Source organism: Xylophilus sp. Leaf220, assembly GCF_001421705.1.
Taxonomy (GTDB): Bacteria; Pseudomonadota; Gammaproteobacteria; order Burkholderiales; family Burkholderiaceae_C; genus Xylophilus.
Genome location: NZ_LMKO01000023.1, coordinates 227,925 through 242,530 on the forward strand (window position 1 = coordinate 227,925; position 14,606 = coordinate 242,530).

Genomic DNA, 14,606 nt, shown 5'->3' on the forward strand with positions numbered 1-14,606 from the left:
GCGCCGCGCGTGGGGAATCGATGGGCACTGCCATCGACTCCTCGAATGCACGTTCTCTCCATTTTCGGGACCCGCCCCGAAGCCATCAAGATGGCGCCGCTGGTGGCGGCTCTGCGCGCTGAACCGCAGGTGCGCAGCACGGTGTGCATCACCGGACAGCATCGGGAAATGCTCGCCCAGGTCATGGCGCTGTTCGACCTGAAGGCCGACCACGACCTGGACGTCATGCGTCCCGACCAGACGCTCAACGGCCTGCATGCGCGCGTGGTCGCCGGGGTCGACGGCCTGCTACAGACCGCCCGCCCCGACTGCGTCCTGGTGCACGGCGACACCACCACGGCTGCGGCTTGCGCGCTGGCGGCCTTCCATCGGCAGATTCCGGTCGGCCATGTGGAAGCCGGCCTGCGCAGCGGGGATATCCGCTCGCCCTTCCCCGAGGAGATGAACCGGCGGTTCGTCGACTCGGTGAGCACCTGGCTGTTCGCACCCACGCCGTCTTCGCGCGACGCCCTGCTGCGAGAGAACCTGCCCGGCCGCATCTGGGTCACCGGCAACACGGTGATCGACGCGCTGGCGGCCACCGTCGCACGCCTGCAGGCCGATGCCGCACTGGCACGCACGCTGGCCGAACGCTACGACTGGGTCGATGCCGGCCGCCGGCTGGTGCTGGTCACCGGGCACCGGCGCGAGAACTTCGGCGAAGGTTTCCGCAACATCTGCACGGCGCTGCACACCCTGGCGCAGCGCAGCGACGTGCAGATCGTCTATCCCGTCCACCTGAACCCCCAGGTACGCGACGTCGTCACCGCCGAGCTCTCCGGCCTGTCCAACGTCCACCTCGTCGCGCCCCTCGAATACCTCGACTTCGTCTGGTTCATGCAGCGCGCCCACCTGATCCTGACCGATTCGGGCGGCGTGCAGGAAGAGGCGCCCTACCTGGGCAAGCCGGTACTGGTTATGCGCGACGTCACCGAGCGGCCCGAGGCCGTGACCGCCGGCACGGTGCGCCTGGTGGGCACGTCGCGCGAACGCATCGTCGGCGAGACGAACCGCCTGCTGGACGACCCGGCGACCTATGCCGATTTCTGCCGCCGCAGCAATCCCTACGGCGACGGGCATGCCAGCCGGCGCATCGTGGATGCGCTGTGCACGCGGCCTTTCACCGAGTTCGCAGGCTGACATGGCCGCGACTCTTTTCTCTTTCCATCCCGTGTCATTCCGGAGTCTTCCCATGGTCCCTTGCCTCCTGCGCCCCCGGCGCCCCTTCCGGCTGATGGCCCTGGCCGGCCTGAGCCTTCCCCTGCTCGCGATGGCCAGCCCCGCCAGCGACGCGTTGCAGCGCCTGCAGGGCGACACCTGGATCAACCGCAGCTTCGCGCTGTCGGACATCGGCATCACCGAGGCGGTGCTGCTCAGCGGCTACGACAGCCGCCAGGAGTTCTACCTGCCGGTGCCGCGCACGCTGCCGCTGTCCAACGCCACCATCGACTTCAGCGGCCGCTACTACAAGGCAGAGGAAGGCCGCACCGCGATGCTGCTGTTCGTCAACGGCAAGCCGGTGCACTCGCGCCGCATCGAAGCACCCGAAGGCGATGCCAGCTACAGCATCAAGGTCGACACCGGCACCCGCTCCACGAACTTCGTGCGTCTGGGCGTGAACTGGAACAACAACGTATCCCGCCGCATCTGCGAGGTGGACCGTGCGACCGGCAACGTGCTGTCGGTTTCGCCCGACACGCGCTTCAACTACCGCTTCAGCAGCGGTGACCTGACCAGCCTGTCCGACGCGTGGATCACGCTGCCGGCACGCCCGACGCTGCTGGTCGCGTCGCGCGAGGTCTCGAAGGACACCTACGACACGGCCTGGCGCATCGGCGTAGCCCTGGAGCAGGCCAACCGGCGGGTCCAGGTCAAGGCGTTCCCGGTGCCCGGCGACACCATCGACACCACCGGCTGGCAGGTGGCTCCCGGGCTGGCCGCGCTGCCGGCGTTCTCGGGCCTGGCCGCCGGCAACCCGCGCTACGTCCTCAAGGACACGGCCGAGATCGGCGCGCTGGTGGTGCTTGGCTCGTCCGCCGCCACCGGCGACATCGCGGTTTCCGACGCGGCCCTGCAGGCGCAGATCAACAAGGCGCTGGACGCACTGGCGGCCCAGTTCGCCTCGGACCCGGAGGCGACGCGGGTGTTCGCCACCTGGCGCACCTTGCAGACCGCGATCGCGGACGGCGCCGCACCGGCCAACCAGATCCGCCTGGCGACGCTCGGCGCCCGCCCGGTGATCCTAGTGGCAGAAAAGGCCGGCGCCCAGGCCGCCGGCATCTTCGCCGACGTCTGGCGCAACCTGCTGGCGTCGCGCAAGGTCACCGTCAACGCGGCCGACACGCCGGACGTGTCCGACCGCTCCGTGATCCGCCTGACCAACCTCGGCGGCAGCGACGCGAGCTTCGACGTCGTCTCCCGCGGCGACTGGACGGCGACGCTGCCGCTGGGAGCCGTGGCGGTCAACGGCCGGATGCCGTCGGACCTGGTGATCGACGTGGCCGCCGCCCCGGGCGCGTCCTCCACCCGGCCTGTGGCCTCGGTCTTCTGGAACAACGTGCTGCTCTCGGCCAAGCGCCTGGAGGCCGACGGCCGCCCCGAGCGCCTGGACGCACGGGTGCCCGGCTACGCTCTGGGCCTGAGCAACGTCGTGCGGGTGTCCTTCCAGCGCCAGCCGTATTCGAACGATTGCAACGAGACGCCGCAGGGCTTCCCGGTCAACGTGCTGCCCACCAGCTACGTGCGGGGCGGCGACGCGGCACCGGACGGAACCTTCGTGGGCCTGCTGCCCCTGATGTCGGGCACGCCGCAGGTCGTCGTGCCGCAGGCCTACCTGGCCGATGCACCGGCAACGCTGATGCGCGTGGTGCGCATCGCCGTCGCCGCCGGCGTCACCCCGGTGCGGGCAGAGCTCGTCGTGGCGCAGAACGGCGCCTTCTCCCCGACCAAGCCCTTCCTCGCGATGCAGGCGGCGATCGACGGCGCAAGCTCCAAGGTCGAGGTCAAGGATGCCCACCTGCGCATCAACGGCCAGAAGTTCCCGTGGGTCGACATCGACGGCCTGTCGCAGCTCAGCACCGTCGAGGTGAGCCGGGCGAACGGCCACGACGGTCTGCTGTGGCAACCGCTCGGTGCGCAGACCGCCCTGCCGCAAAAGCCGTTCGTGCTCAACCGCGGCGACATCGCGATGATCGGCGCCGACGGCCCGAGCAGCTGGATCGACAGCAGCAACCCCTCGGCCAGCTACCCGCCGCGCGCCGGCGAAAGCGCCTTCTACGAATGGCGCCGCTACCTCTCGTGGGGCGTGCCCATCGTCAGCATCGCATTGCTGCTGATCCTGCTGCTGATGGTCTGGGCGTACCGCGCCAAGCGCCGCCAAGCGCACAAGCCTCTCTGAGACGCGGCCCTCCTTCCTGACCGACCGATCGACTGACCCCGCATGTTCACGCTCTACTGGCCCTATCTTTTCGCGGACTACTACCGCGGTCTGGAGATCCTGACGGCGGTCGTCGGCGTCGTCATCCTGCTGTCGAGCCTCGACGACCTGTTCGTCGATGCCTGGTACTGGATCCGGGAGGGGTACCGCTCCCTCACGGTGCGCCGCAAGCACAAGCGCCTGACGGCCGCCCAGCTGCGGGAACCGGTCGAACAGCCGATCGCCATCATGGTGCCGGCCTGGCTCGAGTACGACGTGATCGCGCCGATGCTGAGCAACATGGTGTCGACGCTGGAGTACAAGAACTACACCATCTTCGTCGGCACCTACCGCAACGACGCGCGCACCATCGCCGAGGTGGAGCGCATGCGCCGGCGCTACCGGCAGCTGGTGCGGGTGGAAGTGCCGCACGACGGCCCCACCTGCAAGGCCGACTGCCTGAACTGGACGGTGCAGGCCCTGTTCCAGCACGAGCAGAAGATGCCGGAGCCCTTCGCCGGCATCGTGCTGCACGACAGCGAAGACGTGCTCCACCCGCTGGAGCTCAAGTACTACAACTACCTGCTGCCGCGGATGGACTTCATCCAGTTGCCGGTCACGTCGCTCGAACGCAGCTGGTTCGAACTGGTGGCGGGCACCTACATGGACGAGTTCGCGGAATGGCACAGCAAGGACCTGGTGGTCCGCGAGAGCCTGTCGCACATGGTGCCGTCTGCCGGCGTGGGCACCTGCTTCTCGCACCGTGCGTTGCGCACGCTGGCCGAGAGCATGCACAACGAACCGTTCAACGTCGACAGCCTGACCGAGGACTACGACATCGGGGCGCGCCTGGGTCGCCTCGGCATGAAGCAGATCTTCGGCAAGTTCGATGTCGAATACATCACGCGCCGCATCTCGTGGTTCGGCATGGGCCGCGAGAAGCTCGGCGCGATCCAGATGCCGCTGGGCGTGCGCGAATACTTCCCCGACACATTCCGCACAGCGTATCGGCAGAAGGCGCGCTGGACGATCGGCATCGGCCTGCAGGGCTGGGAACAGATGGGCTGGTCGGGCTCGCTCGCCACCAAGTACCTGCTGTTCCGCGACCGCAAGGGCCTGGTGACCGCGTTCGTCGCGATCCTGGGCTACCTGCTGATGCTCAACTTCCTGTTGTTCTTCATCGCCGACCTGATGGGCTGGTGGACGGTGTACTACCCGCCGGTGTTCCAGGTGGGTGGCTGGCTCATGACCCTGATGGGGTTGAACGCGGTGGCCTTGACGCTGCGCATCGTGCAGCGCGTGTACTTCGTGACGGCCATGTACGGATGGGAGCACGGCCTGCTGTCCATCCCGCGCATGGTCATCGGGAACTTCATCAACGCGATGGCCGCCGGCCGGGCGTGGCGCCTGTTCCTGGGGCACAAGCTCTTCGGCAACCGGCTGGTCTGGGACAAGACCATGCACGACTTCCCTTCGGCCGACCAGCTCATCCAGCAGCGCCAGCGCCTGGGCGAGGTGCTGCTGTCGTGGCGCGCCATCGAGGAGGACCAGCTCAACAATGCGCTGATGCTGCAGCGATCCTCGCGCAAGCCGCTCGGCAGGATCCTGCTCGAGCAGGGCTATCTCGACCGGGGCACGCTGGACGAGGCCGTCTCGTTCCAGATCCACGATTCGGCCTTCGCGGACTCCGCGCCCCACAGCCAGCACGAGGCCACAGCAGCATGACGCGATTGAGCAAGCGCACGATTCTCGCGATCGCACTCGCGGCGGTATGGCCGGTGGCGCCGGCCTTCGCGGCCGCCAGCCAGCACGGCCTGCAGCCGCGCGACGGGTCACAGGACCAGGACCCGCCGTTGCGGCTGGCCCTCAGCTACCGCATGACGATGCCGGCCCCGCCGGTGCCGGCGCCGAGCACGCCGCAGGAGCCCGCGCCAGTCGCACAGCTTCCACGCGAGCCCGTCGGCCGGGAAAGCCGCAGCAGCGAGGCCGCATCGGTGCTGAACGCGCGGCCCGACCAGCTTCCGCCGGTGCCGGACCTGTCGGCCTTCCTGCCGCCGTCGCCGGCGCTGCGGCCCTCGACCTCCCTCGCGCCGCCGCCACGTGCCGTCGCCGCCTCGCCTGCACATCCGGATGCGGGCACCTGGGGCACCGGCCCGGCCGATGCGGTCGTGAACGCGGCGGACGAGCGGCTGCCGCTGCTCTCCGTGGCTTTGTATCCGCTGCCGGCGGCACCGGTGCCGGCCCGCGGACCGGCACCGCCGCTGCGCATCGAGCAGGCGCCGCGCGACACCCGTGCCGACGACCAGCGCGCGGCGCGCCTGGCGATGCAGCCGCGCTCCGTGCCGGTGCTGCGCGGCAGGGCGTGGCAATTGGCGGACCAGGGCTACAAGGCCTACAACCGCAACGACTTCAAGACCGCGCTGGCCCGTGCCGACGCGGCCCTGCGCCTGCGGCCCGACGTGGCGCGGCTCCACCAGTTGCGCGTCTATGCGCTGCAGAAGCTGGGCCGCCTGGACGAAGCCGCGCTCACCGCAGAGCGCGCCATCGACCAGGGCTACACCAGCCCGGAGCTGCGCGAGGCGCTGGTCAACCTGCGCCCGATCACCACCGACGCTGCCGGCGTGCAGACCACCGAGGCCTACCGCAAGGGTTTCCCGATCGCGACGCAGGCCTACGTCGAATACAACGACGCACAGTACGCCGCCGCGGCGATCACCGCCGAGAAGGCGGTGCGCACCGATCCCAGCCAGGGTACCTGGGTGCTGCTGTGGTTCAACGCGCTGGAGAACCAGCAGCGCTACCAGGACCTGATCCAGGCGGGTGCGGTGGCGCTCGCCCTCGGCGCGCCGAACAAGGACGAGATCATGGCGCGCATGCGCTTGGCGCGCCAGTCCATCGCGGTGCAGCACGCACAGGCCGCCTACCAGGCCATGACCCGGAACCGGCCGCAGGAAGCGGTGAAGGACGCTCGCGAGGCGGTGCGCCTGGCACCGGACGTCGGCAGCCATCAGCTGCTGCTGATCAGCGTGCTGCAGGCGACGCAGGACCTGGCCGGCGCCGAACAGGCCGCGACCGAGGCGCTCGAGATCGACAGCGAGGCGACCGCCATCCAGGTCCACCGAGCCTACCTGCGCCAGCTGCTGGGCCGCTCCGACGGCGCCCAGCAGGACATCGATGCGGTGCTCGGCCACGACTGGGTCGACGAGGCGCAGCGCCGCAACGCCCGCCTGATCGGTGCCGACATGGCGCTGGCCGCGCGCAACCCGGCCCGTGCGCTGGCCCTGCTGGCGCCGTTGCCACCAGACGACCCGCAGGCGCAGGCGCGGCGCAAGCAGGCCGGCGGCGCCACCGGCTGGTGGAGTGCCCCGGCGGTGCTGGCGGTCACCGCTTATGCGCCGATGCAGATCTGCCGCGACACGCCCTACGGCACCGCCTGCGAACTCGAACCCTGGGATGCGCCGGGCACCGACAACCCCTCGGCCCGCGCCTATGCGGCCTATGGACAGCAGCGCTACCCGGAGGCAATCGCGCTCGCCCGCAAGGCCGTGGCCGAGCAACCCGACAACGAAGCCAACCAGAACCTGCTGACCACCGCGCTCGCATCGGGCACGCCCTTCGAACGCCGGGAATCGCTGGAGCGCCTGAACGTGGCGCTGGCCGCCAAGCCGGCGGACGCGACGCTGCTGCGCCAGCGGGGCTACCTGCAGATCGCCAACAAGCAGCCGGCGCTCGCGCTGCAGGATTTCGTCGCCGCGCGCGCCACCGGAGACGCGCCGCCGACCAACGTGCTCGACGAGGCCTACGCCACCGCCGGCACCGGCAACCGCCCCGCCGCCGCGGCGATGCTGCGCCAGGCGATCGACGACGCCGACGCGGGCAAGCTCGCGCTGGACCCGCAGCAGCGCTTCGACACGCGCAGCGCCATCGCCAACTATTCGCGCGACTGGGGCGTCAACGCGACCGTCAGCTACCGCGGGGCGCGCTCGGCGTCCAACGGCCTCGTGGGCCAGCCGGTCTCGGTGCCGGGCAACGCGGTGTTCAGCACGACCGAGGTCTTCTGGCGTCCGTCGGATTTCCTCAATTCGACCTCGACCACCTTCGACGTCTACGGCCGCCTGTCCAACGCGCTCCATGCCGGCACCAACGTCACCGGCCCGCAGACCGTGGACAACCCCTGCGGCGGCACGATTTCGGTGGCGGAACAGCGTGGCCGCGGCATCGCCGGCCTGCCCTCGACCACCGGCGCCCTCGGCGTGCGTTACACGCCGGACACCGAGACCAACCTCACCTTCGGCCTGGAGCGGCAGTTCCTGCTGGGCACGGCGGCGCGGTCCGGCTCGGTCACGCCGGGGCCTGCCGACCTGCGCTGCCAGCTCAACAATCAAGCCGCGGCGCTCGACTACAAGACTGACGCCGGCTCGGGTGGCTGGCAGGCCTACGTGCTGTACGGCTTCTACGAGGGCACCGGCCTGCGCCTGGACACCACCAGCTGGTTCACGATGGAAGGCTACCTGCAGGCGGGCTACACGATGCTGGACACGCCGGTGGCCTACCGCCTGCGCGACGCGTCCGGCAACGTGCTCGGCACCAGCGACGGCAAGCTCAAGCGCGGCCAGGGCTTCGCCGCCGGGGAGGTGCGCATCGGGCGCAGCTTCGTCTCCGACTACAGCGACCGCCTGGTGTTCTTCCCGCACGTCTCGGTGGCCGCGGACGCGTTTTCCAACCGCAACCGGGTGAGCGGAGCGCCGATCGCCGGCTTCAATTCGTTCGGCCTGGCGGACAACGGATCGACCTGGTCGGCCGGCGCCGGCGTGGGCGTCAACCTGCGCTACTGGCTCAACGAAGACCGCTACAACGCGCAGCGCTCCCATGTCGACACGAGCCTGCAATACCGTACCAGCCTGGGCGGCCAGGCCGATCGCGCCAAGGGCGTGTTCCTGAGCTTCTCGGTCGCGTACTGAAACGCGCGGCCGCCGTTCTTCCCCTTCGCTTCACCATCCCAGCGCCATGCCGATTCCCGCCTCCGTCTTCTCACCGCGCCGTCGCACCCTGCTCTGCTGGCCCGCCGCCCTGGCGCTGCCCGGCATGGCCGCCGCACAGGTCGAAACCCTGGCCATCGTCGGCAAAGACAACTACATCTTCGCCGGCTGGGGCAACAGCGGCCCGCCCGACGACAAGGGCATCGACGCGACCGTGGCGCGGGTGGCCGAGGTGCGCCGGCTGCTCGCCGCGCGCGGCACCACGCTGGTGGTGCCGGTGCTGCCCGACAAGATGTCCTTCCACGAGGATAAGCTGCCCGAAGGCAAGGCCATCACCGTCGAGACGCGCGCCCGCTACGCCGGCATCCTCGGCCGCATGCAGGCGGCCGACATCCCCACCTTCGACGGAGCGGCGACCTTGCGCGCGGTCCAGGCCGCCGGCCAGCCGGTCTATTACAAGACCGACCAGCACTGGACGCAGGCCGGTGCCGACGCGATGGCGCAGGGCACCGCCGACGTGATCCGCCGCCTGGTGCCGACCCTGGCCGGCGCGCCCGGTACCGGCCTGGCCTTGGGCACCGTGTCCAACGAGCGGCGGTTCGGCGACCTGGCCGAGCGCTTCCTGACGCCTGAACAGCGCCGGGCCGTAGGACGCGAGACCTTCACCGTGCGCCGCACCTCCGAATCCGACAACCTGCTGGGCGACGCCCTGGCGCCGGTGCACGTGACCGGCAACAGCATGGTGCAGCCGTACTTCGGCTACCCGCAGAAGCTGTCGAACCTGATCGACCGCCCGGTGACGGTGAACTGGAAGCCGGGGGACGTCGGCTTCTGGATCGTGCTGCTCGACTACATCGAATCCGCCGGCTTTCGCAAGCAGCCGCCGCAGGTGCTGGTCTGGCAGCTGTTCGAGCCCAACTTCCACCTGGGTCCCGAAGCGCGCGGCCTGTGGGATGCGGCCTCCATCGTCACCGAGAGCGACTGGAGCCGACGGGTCAAAGCGGCGCTCGCCTGAGTCGTGGCGACGCCGTCGTCTTCCGCGGCGCCTGCCGGGCCGGACGCGAAAGGGCACAGGACCTTCGCGCTGGCGATCGGCGTGGCCCTGGCGGTCGGCTTTGCCTGGGGCGCCTGGCGCATCGCCCAACTGTCTGTCGCGGCGGCCGACTGGACCCCGACGACCTGGGTCGACGGGCAGGCCGGCCAGCAGTTCAACAAGGCGCTCGGCGTGCTGCCGGGCCAGGGCGCGATCGACCGGGCCGGCGCAGCGTTGCGCTACCGCCTGTTCGGCGACCTGGGCCCGCAGGTGGCCGAAGGCTGCCCGGGCTGGCTTTTCTACCGCGACGGGCTGCGCCCCCGGCCCGGCCATGCCGAGGCCTTCGCGCAACGGCTGGTGCTGATGCGGCAGTGGACCGATCGGTTGCGGCAGGCCGGCGTACGTACCGTCGTCGCGGTGGTACCCGACAAATCCCGCATCGAGTCCGAGCATCTGTGCGGCCTGCCGGTGTCGCTGCCGATGCAGTTCCGGCTGGAGACGTTCCAGCACGCTCTGAGGACCGCCGGCATTCCGTTCGCGGATCTGCGCCCGCCGCTGGCCGCGCTGCCGCAGGCCTACTACCGCACCGACGTGCACATGACACCGGAGGGCGCGGAGGCCGCCGCCGACGCCGCGGCCGCGGCCGCACTGCCGCTGCTCGGTGGTCCGGGTGCGCAGCGGTTCGACAGCCGGCGCGGCGATGCGCCTGTCCCGCGGATGGGCGACCTGATCGTGCTGGCGGGTCTGGACGCGGCGCCCGAGGGCTGGCGCCCGGCGATCGAAGACATCGTGCCCGAGATGATTACCGCGGCGCACGCCGGTGGCCTGCTCGACGACGGTCCGCCCGCCGAGGTGGTTCTGCTCGGCGACTCGAACGGCCTGCGCAGCGCGTTCGCCGAACGGCTGGGCCGGCGGCTCGGCCGCGAAGTATGGAACCAGAGCCAGGACGGCGGCTACTTCGCCGGGGCGATGCTCGCCGCGCTGGCGCGCCAGGGCCGCTGGCCCGCCAGCCTGAAGCTGGTGGTGTGGCAGTTCTCCGAACTGTCGCTGTCGCTGCCGCTGAGCGACGACGAACGACGCGCGCTGGCCGCACTCGCGCCCACCGCCCGCTGACGCGCCATGCTCTTCAATTCGTATCTCTTCCTGCTGCTGTTCCTGCCCGTCGCGCTGGGTGGCTACTACCTGCTGGGCGCCTTGCGTCTGCGCTGGGCCGCGCTGTGGCTGTGCGGGGTGTCCTTCGTCTTCTACGGCTGGTGGAACCCGCGTTTCGTGGTGCTGCTGGCGGGCTCGATCCTGTTCAACTACCTGGTAAGCCTGCTCGTCGTGGGCTGGGCCGGCCGGCCCCGCCGACAGTGGTGGGCCGTGGCGATCGGCATCGGCTGCAACCTGGCGCTGCTGTTCTACTACAAGTACTTCGCCACCCTGCTCGACGTGCTGCAGGGCTGGGGCCTGGGCCACGGCAAGGTCGACGACATCCTGCTGCCGCTGGGCATCTCGTTCTTCACCTTCACCCAGATCGGCTACCTGCTCGACTGCAGTGCCGGCACGGTGAAGAAGCCCGACCTGCTGAACCACACCCTCTTCGTCACCTTCTTCCCGCACCTGATCGCAGGCCCGGTACTGCACCACAAGGAGATGATGCCGCAGTTCGCCGAGCCGCAGAACTACCGCTTCAAGGCCGAGAACCTGTCGATCGGCGGCGCGCTCTTCGTGATCGGCTTGGCCAAGAAAGTGCTGCTGGCCGACAGCATCGCGCCGTATGCCGACGCCGGCTTCGCGGCGCCGGGCGACCTGGATTTTTGGGGGGCCTGGGCCGCCAGCCTGTCGTATGCGATGCAGCTCTACTTCGACTTCTCGGGCTATTCCGACATGGCGCTGGGCCTGTCGAAGATGTTCGGCATCCGGTTCCCGCTCAACTTCAACTCGCCGTACAAGGCGCCTTCGATCATCGAGTACTGGGCGCGTTGGCACATGACGCTGACCCGCTACCTGACGGCCTACCTCTACTACCCGATGGCCATGCGCGTCTCGCGGTGGCGCAGCCGCCGCGGCCTGCCGGTGGGCACCGCCGGCAGCCGCACGGCGGGCGGCTTCGCGCTGATGATCGCGCTGCCGACCGTCTACACCATGGGGCTGGCCGGCATCTGGCACGGCGCGGGCCTGCAGTTCCTCCTCTACGGCCTGCTGCACGCCGGCTACCTGTGCGTGAACCACGCCTGGCGCATCCTGACCGCCGGCCGCACCGCGCCGACCCGGCCGTGGGCCCGGTGGCTCTGGCGCAGCACCTGCGTGCTGCTGACGCTGGTCGCGGTGATGGTGGCGTTCGCCTTTTTCCGCGCGGCCACCGTGCCCGACGCATCGGCGCTGCTGCGCGGCATGCTGGGATTGCACGGCTTCGCCGACATCGACGCTTCGCTGCAGGCATTGCACGCGGCCGACGCCCTCGGCGCGTGGCACCTGGCGATCGGGCGCCACCTGCAGGCGCTGCACCTGGTGCTGTTGCTGGCCATCGTGTGGCTGGCACCCAACTCGCACCAGATCCTGGGCCGCTTCTCGCCGGCCCTCGCGAAGGTGCAGGAAGCGCCGCAACGCTGGCTGCGGTGGCGGCCGAGCATCGCCTGGCTGGCTGTCACGCTCGTGCTACTGTTCCTGTGCCTGACCCATCTGCACCGGGAAACCCGGTTCCTCTACTTCCAGTTCTGATGCGCGCTTATCACCTCCGCACCTCCCGCCTCCGCCCGGCGCTGACCCTGCTGGCGATGCTGTCGGCCGCAGCCGGCAGCGCGGCGCAGGAGGGCGCGCTCTCCCAGCTCTATGCGGCGCGACCGCCGGCCGGCTCGTCGTTCGTGCGGGTGGTCAATCCGCTGCCGACCGCGCTGCGGGTGCGCATCGCCGATGGCCCGGTGCAGAGCATCGGCGCGGCCACGCCGGCCAGCAGCTATGCGATCGTGCGCGGCGGCCGCAGCTTCGCGGTACAGGTCGGCGGCAAGCCGGCCGCCACGCTCGACGTGCGGCCCGACAGCTTCAGCACACTGGTGCTGCGGGCCGAGGGCGCCGGCTATGCCTTCACCACGATCGACGACACCACCGATACGCAAGACGCGCTCAAGGCGGAACTGCGCTTCTACAACCTGGCGGCCGCCTGCGCGTCGGCCCAGCTGGTGCTGTCGCCTGCCGGCACGCCGGTGCTGCGCGATGTCGCCGCTGGCGCGTCGGCCGCCCGTGCGGTGAATCCGGTGCGCGCCACCGTCGCGGGCCGGTGCGGAGAGGCCGCCAGCCCCGCGCTGCCCTTGCCGCCGATGCAGCCCGGCGACCACCTGAGCCTGTTCCTGACCGGCAGCGCCGACAAGCCGGTGCTTTCGGCCCAGCCGAGCCGCACCGACCCCTTCACCCGTTGAGCGCCTGGTACATCTCGGCGAGCTTCGCCCGGTCGATCTTGTAGTTGACCGAGACCGGCATGCGCTCGCACGCCAGCAGTTCGGTCGGCAGCATGTAGTGGGGCAGGCGCGCGGCGAGGCGCGCCTTCCAGTCGGCTAGTTCGGGAGGCAGGACGGTGCCCGACTCGCCGGTTTCCACGAAAGCCACCAGGCGCGCGACCGCGCCGTTCGGCCGCCGCAGCGCGACGGTGGCGGCCGCCCGTGCGCCGGGCAGGGTCGACAGCGCCGCGTCGACCTCCAGCAATTCCAGCCGGTAGCCGTTGAGCTTGATCTGGTCGTCGATCCGGCCGTGGCAGAACAGCATGCCGCTGCCGTCCTCCGCCCCCAGGTCGCCGGTGCGGAAACCGCGCTGGCCGTCGCGCACGAACATGCGCGTCTGGTTCAGGTCGGGCCGGTTGATGTAGCCGCGCATCACGTGCGGTCCGACGATGCAGAGCTCGCCGCCGTCCACATAGACCTGCGTGTCGCGCTTGGCGCGGCCGATCGGCATCACCGCGTCGGTCGCGAGCTGGGCGTCTTCGACCACCAGCAGCGTGGTGGCGACGGTGGCCTCGGTCGGTCCGTAGGTGTTGAGGATCGGCACGTCGGGAAAGCGCTTGCGCAACTGGCGCGCCAGCGGCACCGGCAGCGGCTCGCCGCAGAAGAGAAAGGTGCGCAAGGAGGGCAATGCCGCCTGGGTGAAGCCCGGGTTGAGCAACTGCTGCTGCGCGAAGGAGGGGGTCGATACCCAGGTGCTCACGGCATGCCGCTGGATCAGCGCGGCGACCTCGAGTGGCGAGGCACCCGCCTGCCGGTCGAGCATCATGATGCAGCCCCCCGTCGCGAGCGTGCCGAACACATCGTAGAGCGACACGTCGAAGCTGAACACCGTGTGGTCCAGGAACACCGGCCGTTCGCCTAGCGCGAAGTCCAGCCGCATCCAGTCGATCAGGCCCTGCACGCTCTCGCGGCCGATCTGCACGCCCTTGGGCTTGCCGGTGGTCCCGCTGGTGAACATGATGTAGCAGAGGCCCGCCTCCGCCAGCACCGGGGCGGGGCCCTCGCGCAAGGTCTGGAACCGGCCGGTTTCCGCGTCGTACAGCAGGTGGGCGTCGAGCGTGTCGACAATGCTCTGCAAACGGTCCTGCGGGTAGACCGCGTCGACCGGCACGAACGGCGCCTTGAGCATCAGCGCGCCGGTGAGCGCGACCATGAACGCGGCTTCCTTGTGGCCGCGGACCACGATCGGCGCGTCGGCCCGCAAGCCGCGCGCGCGGGCCTCGTCGCACCAGGCCTGCGCTTCTTCGCGCAGTTCCCGCCAGCGCAGGCTGCGGTCGTGCGCAATGACGGCGAGGTCGTCGGGGCGCGTCAGCAGGTCCAGAAACGCGCCGGCCTCGAAATCGAAATGCATCGTGGTGGCTCCGCGGCCGTGGCTCAGGTATGCGCGACGACGTAGGCCGTGAGGGTGCGCAGCGACTGGAGGTGCTCCTCCACCTCGGTGATCGGCACGGTGCAGCCGAAGCGGGCTTCGACGGACAGCATCAGGTCGACCGCCGCCACCGAGTCGAGCAGGCCCGATTCCAGCAGCAGCGTGTCGGGCGCCACTCTTTTCAGGACGATGGCCTGGACCATGGTGGCGAGTTGGTCTTCGACTTCGGAGGGGGTCATGGGAAGTGGCTCGTGGAATGCGAAAGACAAAAAAGCGTAGACAGGGCTCTGCGGGC

Annotated in this window: 10 protein-coding genes; 8 read left to right on the plus strand and 2 right to left on the minus strand. The window is 70.0% G+C overall.

The genetic code is table 11. The features are described 5' to 3' along the window. Positions 1 to 45: 45 nt before the first annotated feature. The 8 genes from wecB to ASE76_RS14960 are packed head-to-tail and all read left to right on the plus strand — an operon-like array spanning position 46 to position 12,864. Complete coding sequence (gene wecB, locus ASE76_RS14925) at positions 46 to 1,179, plus strand: non-hydrolyzing UDP-N-acetylglucosamine 2-epimerase (protein ID WP_055841014.1); 1,134 nt, start codon at positions 46 to 48, stop codon at positions 1,177 to 1,179. A gap of 52 nt (positions 1,180 to 1,231) precedes the next feature. Next, positions 1,232 to 3,436 carry a cellulose biosynthesis cyclic di-GMP-binding regulatory protein BcsB gene (locus ASE76_RS14930; RefSeq protein WP_055841018.1) on the plus strand — a complete coding sequence of 735 codons (2,205 nt, stop codon included), beginning with the start codon at positions 1,232 to 1,234 and terminating at the stop codon, positions 3,434 to 3,436. 42 nt (positions 3,437 to 3,478) lie between these two features. After that, positions 3,479 to 5,179, plus strand: a complete 1,701-nt coding sequence (locus ASE76_RS14935; RefSeq protein WP_055841021.1) for a glycosyl transferase family protein — start codon at positions 3,479 to 3,481, stop codon at positions 5,177 to 5,179. Then, positions 5,176 to 8,415 (plus strand): hypothetical protein, encoded by a 3,240-nt coding sequence (locus tag ASE76_RS14940; protein ID WP_055841024.1) that lies wholly within the window; start codon positions 5,176 to 5,178, stop codon positions 8,413 to 8,415. The genes ASE76_RS14935 and ASE76_RS14940 overlap by 4 nt, the downstream gene beginning before the upstream one ends. Positions 8,416 to 8,461: 46 nt before the next feature. Continuing rightward, the gene (locus tag ASE76_RS14945; protein ID WP_055841027.1) at positions 8,462 to 9,448 is read left to right on the plus strand and encodes a twin-arginine translocation pathway signal; all 987 of its coding nucleotides are present in this window, start codon (positions 8,462 to 8,464) and stop codon (positions 9,446 to 9,448) included. 3 nt (positions 9,449 to 9,451) lie between these two features. After that, positions 9,452 to 10,579 carry a cell division protein FtsQ gene (locus tag ASE76_RS14950; protein ID WP_055841029.1) on the plus strand — a complete coding sequence of 376 codons (1,128 nt, stop codon included), beginning with the start codon at positions 9,452 to 9,454 and terminating at the stop codon, positions 10,577 to 10,579. A 6-nt stretch (positions 10,580 to 10,585) separates the two neighbouring features. Next, entirely contained in the window at positions 10,586 to 12,169 is a 1,584-nt protein-coding gene (locus tag ASE76_RS14955; RefSeq protein WP_055841032.1) for an MBOAT family protein, read from the plus strand. Then, positions 12,169 to 12,864 carry an alginate O-acetyltransferase AlgF gene (locus ASE76_RS14960; protein WP_055841034.1) on the plus strand — a complete coding sequence of 232 codons (696 nt, stop codon included), beginning with the start codon at positions 12,169 to 12,171 and terminating at the stop codon, positions 12,862 to 12,864. Before ASE76_RS14955 ends, ASE76_RS14960 begins: the two co-directional genes overlap by 1 nt. On the opposite strand, the gene ASE76_RS14965 is transcribed toward ASE76_RS14960, so the two are convergent. Both ASE76_RS14965 and ASE76_RS14970 read right to left on the minus strand, forming a co-directional pair. Next, entirely contained in the window at positions 12,854 to 14,293 is a 1,440-nt protein-coding gene (locus tag ASE76_RS14965) for an AMP-binding protein (protein ID WP_055841037.1), read from the minus strand. The two genes, ASE76_RS14960 and ASE76_RS14965, sit on opposite strands and share 11 nt — an antisense overlap. Before the next feature lie 23 nt (positions 14,294 to 14,316). Continuing rightward, positions 14,317 to 14,550, minus strand: a complete 234-nt coding sequence (locus ASE76_RS14970; RefSeq protein ID WP_055841040.1) for an acyl carrier protein — start codon at positions 14,548 to 14,550, stop codon at positions 14,317 to 14,319. Positions 14,551 to 14,606: the final 56 nt, after the last annotated feature.